Source organism: Acinetobacter lwoffii, from assembly GCF_024129855.1.
GTDB lineage: Bacteria > Pseudomonadota > Gammaproteobacteria > Pseudomonadales > Moraxellaceae > Acinetobacter > Acinetobacter lwoffii_L.
Window position 1 is genome coordinate 21159 of sequence record NZ_JAMXXC010000020.1, and the last position, 18192, is coordinate 39350.

The window sequence follows — 18192 nt, forward strand, 5'->3', positions numbered from 1 at the left end:
TTCAAGCTCTGTTCTTTAATGATGGTGAGCATTGTGCAAGCATATCATTTTTAGCTTCAATCACTTGCGTTTTTATATCCAGCAAGCTTAATAAGCTGGGGAAAAGATGATCCTGACTACGGGCTTGGTTGGTCTGTCCTTTGAGACAGCTGATCTGCTGGATATTCTGCTGCTTCCAGGAATCGGAGAACCACATCAGCATCGGGACATGGGTTTGCTGAGTGGGCGCCATGCTATAAGGAGCACCATGCAGGTATAAACCATGCTCTCCGGTGGATTCTCCATGATCAGACAGGTACCAGAAACCGGTCTGATATTGAGTCTGCTGCTTTAAAGTTTCAATGATTTGGGCAAGAACATGGTCTGTATATACAATCGAATTATCATAGCTATTTTTTAATTCTTCTGTACTACAGCCCTGAATGGCATTGCTATTACAGGTCGGCTGAAATGGCTGATACGGCGCTTTGGAACGCTTGAAATATGCCGGCCCATGACTGCCCATCTGATGCAGTACAATTATCTGCGGTTTCGGGTTATTTTTATCCAGATGCGCCAGATAATCTTTCAGGCTATCTACCAGAATTTCATCAAAACATTCACCACCAGCATCACACCACTTCTGTTTCAGTTGTGCCGGAATCTGATATTTTTGTACTCGGTCACAGGCGCCTTTACAGCCTGAATTATTATCAATCCATGTCACCTGATAACCGGCGCGCTGGGCAATATCCAGCAAACCTTCACGGTGGCTGGCGAGCTGTTCATCATAGGTTTCACGTGACATGCCCGAAAACATACACGGGACTGAAACGGCTGTTGCAGTTCCGCAAGAGCTGACCTGATTGAAATTAATCACCGCTAACTTGCTCAGTTCAGGATTGGTATTGCGCGCATAGCCATTTAAAGCAAAACTCTCGGCACGTGCAGTTTCTCCAACAACTAGCACCATCAATTTGGGATGATCCTGCATTTGGGCCTGCTGTAACAGATGTGCATCTTCGCCAAAAGCCACCAAAGGTAAATTCGCTTTAGGTGCTTTCTTTTTATAATAGGACAAGGTGGACGCGATGCTATTTTGTGGAGAAAGCATACCCTTCAGATCGCGGTGCTCACGGAAGATGGCAGCATAATCGACATAGAAACAGAACAATAAACCTAGAATCAGTCCGAGTGAGACTACACTGCTCAGGCTTTTATGCACCAGCTGATGCCCAGTCGATGCAGGCTGAATTTGAAGCATCCAGACCATGCCGAGTGGAAATATTACAAATCCCAGTGTCCAGATCACCAGTCGCATTGACCAGAGATCACGGACTTCACGGGCATCGGTTTGCAGCATATTCTGGATCTGATCCGGAGTAATAACGACCCCTAGACTATTGACAAAATAAGCACTAAAGCCACCCAAAATGATCAGGACACTGGCCAGTATTTTGGCATTCCATTTCCAGTTCAGCCACTGTAATACCAGATTGTAAAACGCAATAATGATCAGCGCCGTGGCGGCCACTAACAGACCTGCTTTTAGATTGGCATAAGGCGTAAATTCATGAATTTTTTGATAGAAAGCAAAGTTTAGGATCAATCCCAGCCACATAGCCAGCAACATATTGAAGCCTGAAAGACTAATCGACTTTTTAGGTCGCTGACTAAAAAAAGACGAATGGGAAAACAGCTTCAGCATGATCCGTGGCTCAAAGACTTTAAGATGCTTTAGCCTAGAATCTGAAACTTAAAAATGGCTTAAAATGACTGGATCATTTTATAATATATGCAAACCAGCTCCCTTTTATTTCAAACTCAGAAGAATAAAGATAAGCCCTAACATATGTAGAATTTGGCTAGGCGCAAAATACAGAAAAAACTTCCATCCCCCAGTCACAAAAGAATTGATACTTTTAGACACCGCATGTGCCGCAAGTCCAATCATGACAGCATAAATTAAAGTCAGGTTATGAGGATTTCCCTGTATCACTACACCTGCTACAGCAGCATGCACTTCAAATAAAGAGGCTAAAAAAGTACCTAAGATTAAGCCGCTATCTCCCAGTAAAAGATTCGCGCCGTAAATCCCAGCCTGGATTAAGGTCAAACTGACCGCAATAATCACCGCTTCTTTGATACTGAACATTCGGCTATCAATTTCTTGTATTTCATTGATGGTCGTACTGTTATCCGCTTGGGGAGTTCGATAAATCAAGAATCCGGCAGCAATACATAAAATTCCGATCCCCACCAAACTCGGAATCAGCAGGAACTTGAACCACTCTACGCTCACTCCCAGAACAATCAGCAAGAGCTGTAATAAGGTGGCAATACAGGAGATCAATCCGGCGCCTGCATTTAATTTTGCACTGGCCCGCCCGGATCGGACTTGCATGCCCAAACTGGCAATCGTGGCCGTACTGGAGACAAATCCCGAGGCTAAGGCAGATAAAATGAGAGCCTTATCATTGGATAGGATTCGTTTTGCCACATGTGCCATGGACTGCACAATCAAGATTAAAATGAGTAGTTTAAGGATGATATAGGGATTCAGTACGGCGCCCCACAAGGGCTTATTGGGCATGACCGGCAACGCAATCAATATCAAAGCCAATAAAAGTAAGCCATCTCTTAACTCATAGCTTTGGATCGTTTTTCCGGCAAATTGATGCAATGTCTGTTTGCCCATCAGGATAATCGTGAGTAGAACCGCCATCCCTGCAGCCAGTGGGATATTCCACACACAAATAGCGCCAATGATATAAGTCATCAAAAAAGCCAGTTCAGTGGTAGATCCAATATCTTGTTTTTGTTGAAACAGGCTATACACACAGAACAGGCTGACCGCTACAGCTCCTATCACCCCAATATAGAGATGCAAAAGGAAGCATGAAGCACCCAATAAGGCTGTAATCGTAAATGATCTTAATCCTGCAAAACTCCGCTCATGGTTATTGTTTTTATGACGTTCACGCTCAAGTCCAATTAAAAGCCCACAGCCTAATGCCGACAGCATGATGGTCAGTAATTCCTGAAAAGATAAACTTTGCAAAAGCATATTCAAGAGCATTCACCTTGTGTCATCCAGTGACAGTGCGTATTTTTAGTATATAAATAGTTTTTTAAAGCAGCCCATCAATTTAACCGCTGTATCTTTAAATTCTGGGCTATAGATAGCTGTAAATTATTGGATCAGTCTGCCATTCATCCTTATTTATGGTTTACATAATTCCCTATTCTTAGTAGACCATTTTAATCAAAATTACAAAAGTTAATAAGCTTTTAAATCTAAAATATTTTAATCCTACATCAGCTCCAGGATTAGGCAGGTTCTGTTTCCCCGACCTGATGGTAAGCACGATTAAAATAAACCAGGGCTTGATCTTCCTGATTCTGCTGAATGGCAACAATCGGACAAATCAAAATCGTATGTGTACCGACTTCCTGGATCTGATCAATTTCACAATCAAAGCTCACCAGCGCATCTTGAAGTACAGGAGAACCCGTTTCTAATTCAGTCCATTTACCCTGTTCAAATCGTTGTTCAGAACTGAATTTTGAAGATGCGAATGCATTAGAAAGATGCGCTTGATCTGCACTGAGTACATTTACGCACAGCACTTTATTTTCAACAAAGTTGATATAAGAACGCGATGATTTATTCATACAAACCAACAATGTCGGTGGTGTATCGGTCACGCTACACACGGCAGATGCGGTAAAGCCATGACGACCTGAATCGCCCATCGTGGTCACTACATTCACTGCACTTGTTAATAAAGACATTGCGTTTCTAAAGTCTGTCGCTTCAACCATCACCGTATTCCAATATTCAGCTTTTTATAAAGAGCGTTATATCACTCAAATGATGCTTTCAAGCTGCTGAAAGCATCATGGATTCACTTTAATTAGCGAGATAATTCCTGACGAATAATCTCAGCACCCGCACTGAGCGCATTGAGTTTGCCACGTGCGACTTGGCGACCAAGTGGTGCCATACCACAGTTGGTTGATGGATAAAGCTTGTCTGCATCCACAAACTGAAGTGCTGTACGCAAAGTCTTTGCCACTTCTTCAGCTGTTTCAATTTGATTACTTGCAACATCAATAGCACCGACCATGACTTTTTTACCACGAATCAATTCGATCAGATCCATCGGGACACGTGAGTTATGGCATTCAAGCGACACCATATCAATTTTTGATTTTTGCAGTTTCGGAAATGCCTCTTCGTATTGGCGCCATTCTGAGCCTAAGGTCTTTTTCCAGTCGGTATTGGCTTTAATACCATAACCATAGCAAATGTGTACCGCAGTTTCACACTTCAAGCCTTCAAGTGCACGCTCTAGAGTCGCTACACCCCAGTCATTCACTTCATCGAAGAACACGTTAAATGCAGGTTCATCAAACTGGATAATATCTACGCCTGCCGCTTCAATTTCACGAGCTTCCTGATTCAGAATTTTGGCAAATTCCCAAGCGAGTTTTTCACGGCTCTTGTAGTGACCGTCATATAGCGTATCAATCATGGTCATTGGACCAGGAAGCGCCCATTTAATCGGCTGATCTGTCAGTGAGCGTAAAAACTTCGCATCTTCAACAAAGACAGGTTTCTGGCGAGAAACTTCACCAACTACAGATGGAACGCTCGCTTCATAACGATCACGGATTTTGACCGTTTCACGTTGATTAAAATCTACACCTTCTAGATGCTCAATAAATGTGGTCACAAAATGTTGACGGGTTTGTTCACCATCGCTGACAATATCAATGCCTGCCTGCTGTTGTTCATGCAGTGACAAACGCAGTGCATCTTGTTTTGCATCCAATAATTCCTGGCCTTCCAATTTCCAGGGTGACCAAAGTTTTTCAGGTTCTGCCAGCCAAGACGGTTTCGGTAAGCTCCCAGCAGTTGATGTTGGGAGTAGCTTTTTAGGTTGTAAAAGTGCCATGTCTAATCTTCTATCTCTATATTCGTAAAGTAATAATGTTGTGTATTAAGCAGCGCGTTCTTGGTCAGCAGTATTTTTAATCGTGAACTCTGCAGCCCATTGCTCCAGAATGTCTTTATAAGGCTGGATAAAGTGTTCTTCCGTCCACTTCCCTTGCTTCACTGCCAACTGACCACGCTCAACACGGTCATACACAATTTGAGTCAATGAATAATCCGGGTACTCAAGGCTGGGTTGATAGACCTGACCTGCAGCAGAATTCGCATTATAAATTTCAGGACGATAAATCTTTTGGAAGCTTTCCATGGTGCTGATCGCACTGATCAACTCCAGATCGGTATAATCACGTAATAAGTCACCTGCGAAATAAAATGCTAAAGGTGCAGCACCATTTTCAGGTTTGAAATAACGGACGGTTAAGCCCATTTTGGCGAAGTATTCATCGGTACGTGAATACTCATCATTTTTATATTCCACACCCAATACAGGATGCACATTCGCTGTACGGTAATAGGTTTTCGAGGTCGAAACGCTCAAACAAATCACCGGCTGTTTTTTAAATTCTGCTTTAAATACTTCAGAACTGACGAGATATTGATAAAGCTTGCCGTGTAAATCACCAAAATTTTCTGGCTTGGTCGAGGCTGGATTTTTCTTGATATGTTCAGGAAGTACCACGCTAAAATCATAATCGCGGACATAAGACGAGAAACTGTTGCCAATCATGCCATCAATACGCTGATTGGTTTGATGATCAATAATCGTGATTTTTAAAGTTTCAATTGCAGGGAACTTTTTGCCATTTCCTTCAATATCCAGGTCAACTGAAATAATATCGATTTCAACTGAATAACGATCTGCTTTTGGGTTATCCCAATGTGCCAATGCATTAAAACGGTTATTGATCATTCGTAGAGTGTTACGCAAATTCTGTTCGCGACTTTCGCCACGTGCCAAATTGGCAAAGTTCGTCGTCAGACGTGTGCTATCTGCAGGTTGATAGTTTTCGTCAAAACGAATGCGCTTAATTGAACATGCAAACTTTTTACTCATTGTGATTCACTACCCTAAGTTCTAATAACCAAATTTCTGAATAAGCCTAGTTATACGTGAACGTTAAGATGAATAAAAATGATTTAAACTCAATGAAAAGTGAATATTACTCATGATTGGTTGTTCTTAAGATATCAAGATCACTTAATGAAGAAAAATATGAAAGATTTTTTCTATGAAATTTTAGGGTTTAATAGATGATAAAATAATGAATATTAATAACTTAAGGTAAATTCTATCGAATATTAAGTGGATGAAATTGAGGGGTAAATTCAAAGAATGGTTTTATAGCTTATTAGATGCAATTTAGAAGTGAATGAATGAAACTCATCTAAAGATTAGAAAATATCAGTCTATTCACTCTGTTTAATTTCATTTAAATCATGCGTTAGAAAGGCGTCTGAGGTCACCCCACTATCAATGAATAACCTCAACCCCCACGTAAATCTTAAAATTCTTCCCGCTGTAATTCATTCACCGTTTGCCCCTGCTTTGCAAACCACTGATCACGACGTTCAAACAAGCGTGGCGCCGCCTGATTCACTTGATCAATTAGAGCCTGTAAATCGGCATTGATCAAACGGCCATTTTTAACCACAGTCTGTCCCGCCACCATCGTCATCACGACATCTTGGCCTTGAACTGCATGGACTAAATTGGTATGCAAATTAAATAATTTTCTATGATCAATCAACGGCGTCATCCGCGGTGTATCCAGTTTCACCGCAATCAGGTCGGCCTGTTTGCCGACTTCCAATGAACCAATTTCATCTTGCATACCCAAGGCTTTAGCTCCTGTAATCGTAGCCATTTGACAGACTGACCAGGCATCCAGGGCGGCCGCATCCAGCGAAGAAAATTTGGCCAGCAATGATGCCGTTTTCATTTCTTCAAATAGATCCAGGTTATTGTTTTCTTTTTCTCCGTCAGTACCCAAACCCACCGCAACGCCTTGACGTAGCATTTCAACGACAGGCGCTGCACCGGAAGCCAACTTCATGTTGGAAATAGGATTGTGCGCAACCCCTACCGCATGTCGCCTTAAAATCTGAATTTCATTTGCATCTGTCCAGACGCAATGTGCCAACAAAGTTTTAGGCAGATCTAGCAAGCCCAGTTTTTGCAGACTCTCAATTGGGCGAATACCTGAACGGCGCAGGTTTTCCTGTACATCAAATTGGCTTTCATTGCTGTGGGTATGAAAACCGGTTTGATAATCCTGACAAAGTTTCTCAATGAGGCTTAATGCTGAAGCTTCAGCATAAAACAGGTGCTCTAAACCCACCCAAACCTGAATACGTCCATTCGCCTGCTGATGCCAACGGTTGATTAAAGCCTCATTACTTTTTAAAGTTTCAAAATAATTGTGATCCGGATGTTCCGCGACATAAGGTACTAGAACGGCACGAATTCCCAATGCTTGCGCAGCTTCAGCACTTCCGTCCATATAACGCCACATATCAACGATGGTGGTCGTTCCCGACAATAGTGCCTCGGCATAACATAAATAGGAGGCGATTTTCGCATCCTCTGGTGTCAACACCCGGTGCATCGGGTCAATATACTGCTGTAACCAATCCCAAACCGGTAATCCTTCAGCCGTACCACGCAATAAACCGGAATGACAATGGGTATTGATCAAGCCCGGCATCAGGATCTTTTGTGGGTAATCTTCAATGAGCACCTCTGGATAGCATTGAGTTAACTGTGCCAATGTACCCACTGCTTTTATTTGGTCGCCCTCAATCAGTATCGCGCCATTTTTAATACATTCATTCTGCGCATTCATGGTAAGGACATAGGAAGCTGTTAAAATTTTCATGATTTATACTCAAATCTATTCTATTTATGATGAATGGCTGCGGTTATGGCACGAAGGTTTTGCCTAAAGAAGATGGCAAATTCATTTTGAGTACTTTTTTATTCCGCGAAATCATGACCAGTACCACAATGGTGGCTATATAGGGCAATGCGGCAAGCAGCTCGTTCGGCACCTTGATTCCAAACGCCTGGGCATGAAATTGTAAAATGGTCACGCCCCCAAACAGGTAAGCGCCGAGCATTAAACGTGTGGGTTTCCACACCGCAAATACTACCAGTGCAATCGCAATCCAGCCGCGGCCTGCCACCATATTTTCAATCCACATCGGGGTATAGACGGTTGATAAAAATGCTCCGCCAACTCCTGCCATCAAACCGCCAAAGAGTACTGCGCCATAACGAATCGCCAACACGTGATAACCCATGGCATGCGCACTTTCCGGTGATTCTCCAACTGCTTTAAGCAATAAGCCTAAACGGGTTTTGGACAAGACAAACCACACCAGAAAAAAGCTCAAGATGGACAGATAAACCACATAGTTTTGCTGGAACAGAATCGGACCCAATACTGGAATATTCGCTAATAGTGGAATATTAAAATTAGCCAGCCCCGGTAAAGCCATACTGACGTAGTTCTGTCCCAAAAATGCAGAAATACCGAGTCCAAAAATGGTTAAAGCCAAACCGCACGCGGATTGATTGGTACTTAAAGACAGGGTGAAAAAGGCAAAAATCAGGGCCATCAGCATGCCTGCCAGACCACCCATCAATAAGGCACTTAAGACACTGGCATCATATTGCGCAGCAAAGGCAAAACCCGCAATTGCACCAACCAGCATCATCCCTTCTACTCCAAGATTAATCACACCGGTCCGCTGTGTGACCAATTCCCCCAGACCTGCGAAAATCAGTGGTGTTGCTGCGGCAACAGTACCTGCAAGAGTTGCAGTTATTTCTAAAGCCATATCATGCTTCCTTTTGCTGTAGACAACATTGAGTTAAAGAGTGGTTGCTGTGGGTTGAGGGACCGGTGGCGCCATTTTTTTGCTAAAACGGTAACGATTTTCAATCAATGCATCGGAAGCCAACAGGAAAAACAACAGCAGCCCCTGGAAAATACCGGTAATCGCGACCGGAAGCTGGAGCTGCATTTGTGCCATTTCGCCGCCCAGATAAATCAGCGCCATAAAACAGCCTGACAGCACAATACCGATGGGGTTTAAACGCCCTAGATAGGCCACGATAATCGCCGCATAGCCATAACCTGAGGACAGGTTCGGATTCAGCTGACCAATAGGTCCAGCCACTTCACAGATTCCGGCAATACCTGCCATCATTCCGGAAATCACCAGACTCATCCAGATCGCTTTGGAGGAAGAAAAACCTGCGTATTTGGCAGCTAAAGGTGCCTGACCGCTGACTTCCAGTTTATAGGCCGTCAGACTTTTACGCATAAAAACCCAAAACAGAAGGACTGCAAAAAAAGTGATAAAAATAGAGGCATTAATGCGTGTGCCTTCTACAATGAATGGCAGCGTCGCACTCTCACTAAAAACCACCGATTGTGGGAAGTTCATCCCTTCCGGATCACGCCAAGGACCATTGACCAGGTATAGCAACACACATACTGCGACATAATTCATCATCAGGGTGGTCAGGGTTTCTTCGGCATTAAAATGGGTTTTCAGTAAGGCAGGAATTGCGCCCCAGAGTGCCCCACCAAGTGCGCCCATGACAATCATTAACGGGAGAATCCACCAGCCAATTTGGTCGTGAAATAAAATCGCAATACCACCGCCAAAAATCGCGCCCATGGTGAGCTGACCTTCAGCACCGATATTGAATAATTTGGCTCGAAATCCCACCGCCAGCCCCAAGGCAATCAGAATCAGAGGCCCGGCTTTCACTGCCAGTTCACTCCAGCCATAAGAAGATGTCAGCGGTTCAATAAAGAAGATGTACATGGCTTGCGCGGGATTAATCCCCAGCATTAAAAACAGAATACTCCCGACAATCAGCATGGCCAGCAGCGCAATGAGTGGTGAAAGCCACTTCATGATTTGAGATGGATGTTCACGCGGTTCCAGTAAATGCATGTCGCTTTCCTCTCAATTTATAGATTTATTATTGACTGTATTAAGCATGAGCTTGCTGCTCCTCTACTATGATCGCAGTGTCATGACTTGAAATACCTGACATCAAGACCCCAACATTTTCAGTATTGGTTTCATGGATAGGTATGGCTGGAGATAGTTCACCATTGGCCAAGACACAGAGACGATCACTGATTTCAAACAGCTCTTCTAATTCTTCTGAAATCACCAAAATGGCAACACCTTGTCGAGAGAGATCAATCAGGGTTTGCCGGATAAACATGGATGCGCCGACATCTACGCCCCAGGTCGGTTGAGCCACAATCAGGAATTTCGGGTTTTGCAGAATTTCCCGGCCTACAATAAATTTTTGTAAATTTCCACCGGACAAGGAACGTGCTTCTGCCTCTGGGCCACTGGCTTTCACTCCGAATTTTTCAATACAGTGCTGGGCAAAAAGCTTACATTGTGAAAACTTGATTAATCCCCATTGCGTCAGATTCTGCCGAAATGCAGTCAGCAAGGCATTCTGGGACAGCGTCATGTTCGGGACTGCTCCTCGGCCCAGACGTTCTTCAGGTACAAAGCCCAGACCCAAGTCACGCCGTTGTCCAGGACTGAATTGGGAAATATCGATTTGATTCAGAACCATCCGGCCATATTTCAGGCTGTTTTCGCCCGACAATAAAGACAGTAATTCTGCTTGCCCATTGCCAGAAATCCCGGCGATTCCTACAATTTCACCCACACAAATATTTAAATTGATATTTTTCAGCGACACACCAAATGGGTCGTCGGACTGATAATCCAGATTCTCGACCTGGAATAAGATCTGTTTTTCACCTGTATATTCAGGGCGTACATAGGTCGGTAAATCACGGCCAATCATTAAGCGCGCTAAATCACTGGTGCTGTTGTCTTTGGGATTAACATTTCCGGTCACACGGCCATTGCGCAAGATGGTCGCTTCATCACAGAGCTCTTTAATTTCATGTAGTTTATGACTGATATATAAAATCGAAACACCTTGGGAGGCCAATAAACGCAAGGTTTTAAACAGTTGACGCACCGCTTGTGGCGTCAGTACCGAGGTCGGTTCATCTAAAATAATTAAAGCGGGATTTTGCAAAAGGCAGCGAATAATTTCGACGCGTTGCCGTTCACCTACCGATAAAGAATGTACTTCGCGGCGTGGATCAATCGGTAAACCATATTGTTCTGAGACTGCAATGATTTTTTGACTGAGGACTTTTAAAGGAATCTTTTCATCCAGTCCCAGTGAAATATTCTCCGCCACGGTCAAGGTTTCAAACAAAGAAAAATGCTGATAGACCATGCCAATCCCGAGCTTTCTTGCCATCGACGGGTTATCAATATGAACTTCTTTACCATTCCAGAGGATTTGTCCCTGATTGGCCTTGGTTGCCCCATAAATGATTTTCATCAGGGTACTTTTGCCGGCACCATTTTCACCCAGAATGGCATGAATCTGCCCAGGTTGAACCGTTAAATGTATCTGGTCATTCGCTTTCAATGAATTGTAACTTTTACAGATATTAATGAGCTGTAAACGCGGTACACCTGAAGAAGCCATGTTCCTCTTTTGTATATGAGCAGATCTATCGTGTTGAGAGGTCATCATTAGTACCCTATTCTATGCTGTGACAGTGCGGCATCCATCTGAAGCGTGCAGGTATTCAGATGAATGCGGAAAGGTACATCTAGATATTTAATGGCGAAACTGAAATGCTTTATTTCGGTAATGAACCCTCTACGCCCTTCACGTAGTAATTCATTTTGCTTAGTGCCGCATCATCTAGGCGCTTGCCCTTTGCCAAGACCAATGTGCCATCCTGTTTATGAATCGGGCCGGTAAATGGATGCAATGTGCCTTTTAAAATACCGTCACGTACGCTGAGTGCTTTTGCTTTAGAGGCTGCCGACACGGAAGGACCAAAGCTTTCAATATCGACTGCTTTTTGTTTCACGCCGTACCACATTGCACTTGGTTTCCAGGTTTTATTGCTGACTTGCATCATTACCGGGGTGTAAATTTTTTCCCAATGTAAAACCGATGCGGCAAGATGCGCTTTAGGGCCAAATTTGCTCATGTCAGAGTCCCAGCCAAAAGCAAAGACACCTTTTTGTTCAGCCGCCTGTACCACTGCCGGAGAATCGGTATTTTGCATCAGCACATCTGCACCTTGAGCAATCAATGCCAAGGCTGCATCACGTTCTTTGCCCGGGTTAAACCATGAATTCACCCAAATGACTTTGGTTTTAATTTTTGGATTTACACTTTGTGCACCGAGGGTATAGGCATTGATATTACGGATGACTTCAGGAATCGGAAAAGACGCAACTACACCCAAAACATTATTTTTGGTTTTTTGCCCTGCGACCACACCCAGCATATAAGCGCCTTCATAGGTACGGACATCATACACTCCTAAATTTTTCCCCTGCTTATAACCGGTTGCATGCATAAATACTGTATTGGGAAATTGCTTGGATACTTTTTCCATTGCATTCATATAACCAAACGAAGTCGCAAAAATGACTTTATTGCCTTGTTGTGCCAGGTTGCGGATCACACGTTCGGCATCTGCTGTTTCAGGGACATTTTCAATATAAGAGGTTTTATATTTTCCTGCGAGGGTTTTTTCAGCCTTAATCCGGCCTTGATCATGAGAATAAGTCCAGCCATGGTCGCTGGTTGGACCAATATAAACAAACGCGGCTTTATCTTGGGCCTGAACATTCGCGACAGCGGCCATGCTCATTACACCGCTTGCCATTAACACCCCTACCAATTTTTTCAATCCGGTTTTCAAGCTATTTTTTTCTTTCATTCTATTCTGCTCTTGGTTGTTCTGTGTCATACAACACATGCTTTAAAATGACTTCACTTAAATGTGCTCAGTCTGTTCAATATATAATTAGCAATAAGCATTCCAGTTTTTATCAAAAATAATAAAAAGATGGTTTTAAAATAAGATGTTTTTGTTTTTATGATTTAATTAAAGCGTGATGATATTAAATTTATAAAAGCTTATTTTATGATTGATAGGGAATTTAATTTATAAAATGGATTTATTTTTTATTTTGCTTATAAGTGGTGCGATAAAATAAAATGCCTTAAATTTGTGCATTCCTTTTTTAATTGGAGCTTCATATTTTTCATGAGCAAAGATAAATGTAGATGATAGAATCAGGTATTGAGACTCATTGAGGGAATGGGATTTTTTTAGATATAAATTATTAATATTTAAATATATTAATAGTTTTTTTATAGTTAGGTTTAGCTTGTAATACGCCGAAAGGATGATGTTCTACAGGTATTTTTATTTTCTCTCATCATTGAAAGAGGTTGGAATCAGCTAATCGGGGTTTGCCTGGATTGATTTATTTTAATTTCCAAATTTTGATAATATTAATCAATTTTAATTAAAGAGTAAGCGGGTATGAATAATATTTTGATCATTTAAAAAATATAAATAAAAACCACTATATTAAAATATAGGGTTTCTATTTAAAGTTTAATCCATATTTTTAAATTTTAAAATATATTAGACAACATAACGTTTACTTAATCCCCACTCGGCTAAGATTCGACGATAGGTCGTTGAAGAGCGATCTGCTTCAAAATGCGCTTCCATGGAAATATCGAGCGGTAATTCTTCAGGTTTCTGGCTTTCTACCATGTCCTGATCTTCGGCAAAAATTTGTGCATTGAAGTCATATACTGCCTGTAAATCTCCTGTGGTATCGAAGTTGCGTGTCAGTGGCACAAATAAACGGGTTTTATTATGTGAAACCGGACAACAGGCATTGAGAATTTTTAATTGTCCCTGTTTGGGGAAATGTACGGTCAGTACTGCAGAAAACGGTGGATAAACATCAAATACACGTTTCCACAAAAAACCTTCCGGTGCCAAATCTTGCATACCATGTGGATAGTTGCTGACACTGCTGACATATTCGGTATGCAGGCCGTAATCTGTACGTTCTGTCGTGTATTTGGGTACAACCTGATTTTCAGGATCTGCGAAAGAACCCTGATGAACCCAAGCAAAATGTGCAACATCAATAAAGCCTTCCAGTTGACGACCACTTGAGCCGGCAATATCCACAAACGGCGGTAAAATTGCCTGATGATCTTGCATCTCCCAGGTATCTAAAACAGGAAAATTGGCTTTTGCTTCGTCACGGCCAAAAATACTGGTCCAAATCAGGCCATATTTTTGCACTACAGGAAATTTAGTCAGAGAAAAACGCTCAGAAATGTTGGTCAGCTCGGGTTGTGCAGGAATTTTGATACATTTTCCCTGACCATTGTAGTGTAGACCATGATAAGGACAGACCAGATTTTCACCCGAAACCCAGCCTTTGGTTAAGGGTACGCCCCGGTGTGGACAGAGATCACGAACCAGGTGAATTGCACCACTGTCTGTTTTGTACAATGCCAGTTTGACATCAAGCAGGGTCACTTGTTGCGGTTGGGTAGAAACGTCCTGAATCCGTGCAACCGGATACCAGTGACGAGCCAGAATGTCCCAGTCCTGATCATCAAACTGGCTATAGCAGGGTTTGTTGAATAAATTGATGACTGGAATGGCGTTCATATCAAACCTATATTCTTACTGTGGATGGTCTCTTTTTACAGGCCTTGAACAGTGCATAACTGTGCAATTTTGGCTTTGCTTATGATTGAAATTACTGAATTTATTGTCATTCTGTCTATTAGAATGATTCGTACTATTCATTCTTGAAATTAGAACACATCAACCATGTACAAATGTACTTGCCGATTAAAGCTGCCTTCTTTGGCATAAAACTCGCATAAACACGTTTATCTCAAATATTGATATGAATAAAAGGTGGTTCTTCGCTTGACTAAATTAATGAATACGCCTTTTTCCCGATTTTCAGAATATTTTATCGCGGTGGCGAAAACGGGAAGTTTACGCAAGGCCGCAGATCAATTATTCATTTCCGTGTCTGCAGTACATCGGCAAATTGCTCTGGCTGAAGAAGAACTGGGAATTGTGTTATTTGAGCGCTTGCCCAATGGTTTAAAACTGACACTGGCGGGCGAATTACTCTATGCCGATGTTATGAAATGGCAAAAAGAATTCCAGCAAACCCGGATTCGCTTTGATGAAATTCAGGGACTTACGCGTGGGACCATCGAATTTGGTTTAATTTCTGCCTTAAATGATGGTTTTGTCATGCAGTCCGTGCAATATATGTATGAACATTATCCCTGGATTAATTTTAATATCCGGGTTGCAGACAGTGAAATTGTAGCCAAAAAAGTGATTGAGGCAGATCTGGATTTTGGCCTGATCCTGAATCCAAAATCCCATCAACATATTGAAGTCCTCCATTTTCTGGAACTGCCTTTAGGTTTTGTGATGGGTAAGTCTCATCCTTTTGCTCAAGCAGAAAAGATTTATTTTTCAGATACCTTGAATGACAACCATTTTATTCCGGCCGAACCCCTGATTATTCATGATTATGTACAGGCATTGTATAAACATCATCAATTTATACCTGCACGTAAAACGGAATCGAATGATATCCGTCTGATGAATACTCTCATTAAGGCAAATACCGGGATTGGAATTTTTAGTTATCTCGATGTTTTACCGTATGTCGAGCGAGATGAAGTGGTCTTTAAACCTGTCACTGAAAAAGGGCTGCATCCGCTGACCATTGCCCTCTGTGTGGCGCCTAAACGCCAGATTTCACGCGTTTCCCAGTTGATGATCAAACATATTATTGAACAAATGGAAGCCTTAAAAAGCAAGGTGCAGCAACTGTAGTATTTTCATACCTAAATAACAAAAACCGCGATAACTAAAATCGCGGCTTTTATTTAATAGTAATGATGAAATTAACTGTTTTTAATCCAATGGATTACCCACAATATTGCTAATAATGCCTTTCATAATATGTGGGCCTTGCTCTTTCCGTAGGTCTGCATACCAGTCTTTGGTAATTTGCTCATCTTTCATATGCGTGACATCACAACGCTTACGTGCACGTAGCAGCAATTCATTGGCGCGTTCATTGCGTTTATTCTGATAGCGTTTCAGGGCATCTTCCAGACCTAGCGTATTAATTTGTAAGGCACGTGCCAGATAGACCGCATCTTCCATTGCCTGGCAACCTCCCTGTCCGATATCGGGTGTAGTGCTATGTGCTGCATCCCCTAAAATTACCACACGGCCCTTATAAAACTGGGTAAAAGGCTCAATATCATGGATCTCGACACGATTGGTTTTCTGCTCATCAATACTGTCAATTAAGCGCTGAACCTGTGGGCACCAGCCAGAGAAATACTGTTTTAATAGGGGCTTATATTCCGAACGCTGATTTTCCAGACCTGCGGACAATGGCACATCAAAGAAGAAATAAAAGCGATGCTCTGCCACAGGCATCAGTGAAGCGCGTTTGCCTTCACCGACAAAAGTGGTCCACTGCTGTGCGGGCGCTAAATCTTCAGAGATCTCAACCAGTCCGTTCCAGTTCACATAGCCAGCATAACGGCGTTCAACCTGTTTGCCCAATACATACTGACGCGTCATGGAATGGGTACCATCTGCGCCAATCAATAATGCTGCAGAAACAGTGCTGCCATCCTGAAAACCGATTTCAACGTGTTGCCCCTTATCCTCAATAGACACCATTCTTTTACCGAGCTGAATATCCTGCCGGCCAAACGCATCCATTAACATATTTTGTAATTCAGCACGCGATACCGGATATGGACGTTGACCGACTTCTTCAATTAACGGCGCCAAACTAAACTGCGTCATGACCTCACCATTCAAACCATCGATATAGGCTAAGTCATTCATCTGGCCACCCAACTTTGCAACCTGCTCAGTTAAACCCAGATAATTCAAACACTTCACCCCGTTTGACCACAAGGAAATTGCAGCACCGACAGGTAAAATCTGTTCTGCCTGCTCATAGATGGTGACCCGATGTCCGAACTTTTTTAGTGCAATTCCTGTGGTTAATCCGCCCATACCTGCCCCAATAATTGCAATTTCCATCTATTTCTCCTGGCTATTTCATCTTCATTGCCAGCTAAAATGCTAAAAACGTGCCATCCTTGAAAAAAGATGCACTAAAAAAATTGCGAAAGTTGGCATACGCTGTGCTTTTAAATTCCTTCAATGTCCTGTTTTTATAAATACAGAATCAAATCTGGGTTTATAAAAGTGCATATTCATGTGACGTATAATAATGATGATGGAAATTTAAGATGGCGACCTTATTAGCTCCAATTTTTGATCTGCCTGCTCCAGTACAGCAGTTAACTAACCTTGCAGATGCGCGAATTGGCGCAGAAATTCTTGAATGTTCAGATGAGTTTTTTGCTGAAGCGAAACGCATGTTGCAGTTTGAGACACCGGTCTTTATCGAAGACAAGTTTGATGAGCATGGCAAATGGATGGATGGATGGGAAACCCGTCGCAAGCGCCACACGGGCTATGATTGGGCCATCATTAAACTTGCTGTTGCGGGTCAAATACAGGCACTCGATATTGATACGACTTTTTTTAGCGGCAATTATCCGGCCTCTGCTGCTGTGCAAGCATGTTATGCGCCAGATGGAAATCTTGATCAGGCAGAATGGATCAGCATTCTGGAAAATAATGTCCTGGGACCCAGCCAGCATCATATTTTTCAGATTTCAGCAAAACAGATATTTACCCATGTCCGTTTGAATATTTATCCTGACGGGGGGATTGCACGTTTTAAGGTCTATGGTCAGGTAAAAATCAATCTGCAAGATAGTGATCAAATGCTAGATGTTTTGGCACTAGAACATGGTGGCCGTGTCGTTGCCTATAGCGATGCGCATTTTGGACATCCACGCAATCTGATTAATCCGGGACGTGGCATTAACATGGGCGATGGCTGGGAAACCAAACGGCGTCGTGCTCCAGGATTTGACTGGTGCATTTTGGCTTTAGGCGCCAGTGCCCGAATCGAGAAAATTGAAATTGATACCGCCCATTTTAAGGGAAATTTCCCTGCAGAGGTTTCTATTCAAGCCATCTATGTTGAGGATGCAACCGATGAGCAACTCATTCCACAAAGCATGTTCTGGCCTTTTTTGTTAGCAGCCCGACCTATGCAAATGGATCATATTCATCATTACATCAATGAAATTTTACAACACGAAAAAATTTCCCATATTCGTGTCAACATGATTCCGGACGGTGGCATCAGCCGGATTCGTCTCTGGGGAAAATTGGCTTGAG

14 protein-coding genes are annotated in these 18192 nt (G+C 42.5%); 2 read left to right on the forward strand and 12 right to left on the reverse strand.

Translation table 11 applies throughout. The annotated features are described in order from the left end of the window. Position 1 precedes the first annotated feature (1 nt). The 11 genes from NI465_RS12855 to NI465_RS12905 all read right to left on the reverse strand — a co-directional run bounded on the left by NI465_RS12855 (position 2) and on the right by NI465_RS12905 (position 14532). Positions 2–1687 (reverse strand): phosphoethanolamine transferase, encoded by a 1686-nt coding sequence (locus tag NI465_RS12855; RefSeq protein ID WP_253145578.1) that lies wholly within the window; start codon positions 1685–1687, stop codon positions 2–4. A gap of 105 nt (positions 1688–1792) precedes the next feature. Next, the gene (locus tag NI465_RS12860; RefSeq protein ID WP_435575062.1) at positions 1793–3046 is read right to left on the reverse strand and encodes an MgtC/SapB family protein; all 1254 of its coding nucleotides are present in this window, start codon (positions 3044–3046) and stop codon (positions 1793–1795) included. A 263-nt stretch (positions 3047–3309) separates the two neighbouring features. Further along, the gene (locus tag NI465_RS12865) at positions 3310–3804 is read right to left on the reverse strand and encodes a flavin reductase (RefSeq protein WP_253138631.1); all 495 of its coding nucleotides are present in this window, start codon (positions 3802–3804) and stop codon (positions 3310–3312) included. Positions 3805–3896: 92 nt separating this feature from the next. Next, positions 3897–4940 (reverse strand): methionine synthase, encoded by a 1044-nt coding sequence (locus NI465_RS12870; RefSeq protein ID WP_253145580.1) that lies wholly within the window; start codon positions 4938–4940, stop codon positions 3897–3899. A gap of 45 nt (positions 4941–4985) precedes the next feature. Continuing rightward, the gene (locus NI465_RS12875) at positions 4986–5993 is read right to left on the reverse strand and encodes a DUF1852 domain-containing protein (RefSeq protein ID WP_004646909.1); all 1008 of its coding nucleotides are present in this window, start codon (positions 5991–5993) and stop codon (positions 4986–4988) included. 448 nt (positions 5994–6441) lie between these two features. Beyond that, positions 6442–7815 (reverse strand): amidohydrolase family protein, encoded by a 1374-nt coding sequence (locus NI465_RS12880; RefSeq protein ID WP_004646911.1) that lies wholly within the window; start codon positions 7813–7815, stop codon positions 6442–6444. Between the two features lie 43 nt (positions 7816–7858). Then, a complete protein-coding gene (locus NI465_RS12885) occupies positions 7859–8779 on the reverse strand; it encodes an ABC transporter permease (RefSeq protein ID WP_253145581.1) in 921 nt (306 codons plus the stop codon). Positions 8780–8812: 33 nt separating this feature from the next. After that, a complete protein-coding gene (locus NI465_RS12890; RefSeq protein ID WP_253145582.1) occupies positions 8813–9910 on the reverse strand; it encodes an ABC transporter permease in 1098 nt (365 codons plus the stop codon). Positions 9911–9950: 40 nt separating this feature from the next. Beyond that, positions 9951–11549, reverse strand: coding sequence for an ABC transporter ATP-binding protein (locus tag NI465_RS12895; protein WP_253145583.1), 1599 nt, complete (start codon positions 11547–11549; stop codon positions 9951–9953). Between the two features lie 109 nt (positions 11550–11658). After that, positions 11659–12759 carry a BMP family ABC transporter substrate-binding protein gene (locus NI465_RS12900; protein WP_005246410.1) on the reverse strand — a complete coding sequence of 367 codons (1101 nt, stop codon included), beginning with the start codon at positions 12757–12759 and terminating at the stop codon, positions 11659–11661. A gap of 717 nt (positions 12760–13476) precedes the next feature. Further along, positions 13477–14532: a Rieske 2Fe-2S domain-containing protein gene (locus NI465_RS12905; RefSeq protein WP_253145584.1), complete on the reverse strand. Its 1056-nt coding sequence runs from the start codon at positions 14530–14532 to the stop codon at positions 13477–13479. A 279-nt stretch (positions 14533–14811) separates the two neighbouring features. Between NI465_RS12905 and NI465_RS12910 the strand changes: the two genes are divergently transcribed. Beyond that, positions 14812–15735: a LysR family transcriptional regulator gene (locus NI465_RS12910; RefSeq protein WP_253145597.1), complete on the forward strand. Its 924-nt coding sequence runs from the start codon at positions 14812–14814 to the stop codon at positions 15733–15735. Positions 15736–15816: 81 nt separating this feature from the next. Here NI465_RS12910 and hpxO read toward each other — a convergent pair whose 3' ends face one another. Further along, positions 15817–16974, reverse strand: coding sequence for an FAD-dependent urate hydroxylase HpxO (gene hpxO, locus NI465_RS12915; RefSeq protein WP_005262976.1), 1158 nt, complete (start codon positions 16972–16974; stop codon positions 15817–15819). A 212-nt stretch (positions 16975–17186) separates the two neighbouring features. Between hpxO and alc the strand changes: the two genes are divergently transcribed. Then, the gene (alc, locus tag NI465_RS12920) at positions 17187–18191 is read left to right on the forward strand and encodes an allantoicase (protein WP_253145585.1); all 1005 of its coding nucleotides are present in this window, start codon (positions 17187–17189) and stop codon (positions 18189–18191) included. The last annotated feature ends 1 nt before the right edge of the window (position 18192 follow it).

Bases quoted from the DNA above. Each gene is read 5' to 3' on its own strand.
- NI465_RS12855 (WP_253145578.1), bottom strand. From the start codon at position 1,687: ATGCTGAAGCTGTTTTCCCATTCGTCTTTTTTTAGTCAGCGACCTAAA.
- NI465_RS12860 (WP_435575062.1), bottom strand. From the start codon at position 3,046: ATGCTTTTGCAAAGTTTATCTTTTCAGGAATTACTGACCATCATGCTG.
- NI465_RS12865 (WP_253138631.1), bottom strand. From the start codon at position 3,804: ATGGTTGAAGCGACAGACTTTAGAAACGCAATGTCTTTATTAACAAGT.
- NI465_RS12870 (WP_253145580.1), bottom strand. From the start codon at position 4,940: ATGGCACTTTTACAACCTAAAAAGCTACTCCCAACATCAACTGCTGGG.
- NI465_RS12875 (WP_004646909.1), bottom strand. From the start codon at position 5,993: ATGAGTAAAAAGTTTGCATGTTCAATTAAGCGCATTCGTTTTGACGAA.
- NI465_RS12880 (WP_004646911.1), bottom strand. From the start codon at position 7,815: ATGAAAATTTTAACAGCTTCCTATGTCCTTACCATGAATGCGCAGAAT.
- NI465_RS12885 (WP_253145581.1), bottom strand. From the start codon at position 8,779: ATGGCTTTAGAAATAACTGCAACTCTTGCAGGTACTGTTGCCGCAGCA.
- NI465_RS12890 (WP_253145582.1), bottom strand. From the start codon at position 9,910: ATGCATTTACTGGAACCGCGTGAACATCCATCTCAAATCATGAAGTGG.
- NI465_RS12895 (WP_253145583.1), bottom strand. From the start codon at position 11,549: ATGATGACCTCTCAACACGATAGATCTGCTCATATACAAAAGAGGAAC.
- NI465_RS12900 (WP_005246410.1), bottom strand. From the start codon at position 12,759: ATGAAAGAAAAAAATAGCTTGAAAACCGGATTGAAAAAATTGGTAGGG.
- NI465_RS12905 (WP_253145584.1), bottom strand. From the start codon at position 14,532: ATGAACGCCATTCCAGTCATCAATTTATTCAACAAACCCTGCTATAGC.
- NI465_RS12910 (WP_253145597.1), top strand. From the start codon at position 14,812: ATGAATACGCCTTTTTCCCGATTTTCAGAATATTTTATCGCGGTGGCG.
- hpxO (WP_005262976.1), bottom strand. From the start codon at position 16,974: ATGGAAATTGCAATTATTGGGGCAGGTATGGGCGGATTAACCACAGGA.
- alc (WP_253145585.1), top strand. From the start codon at position 17,187: ATGGCGACCTTATTAGCTCCAATTTTTGATCTGCCTGCTCCAGTACAG.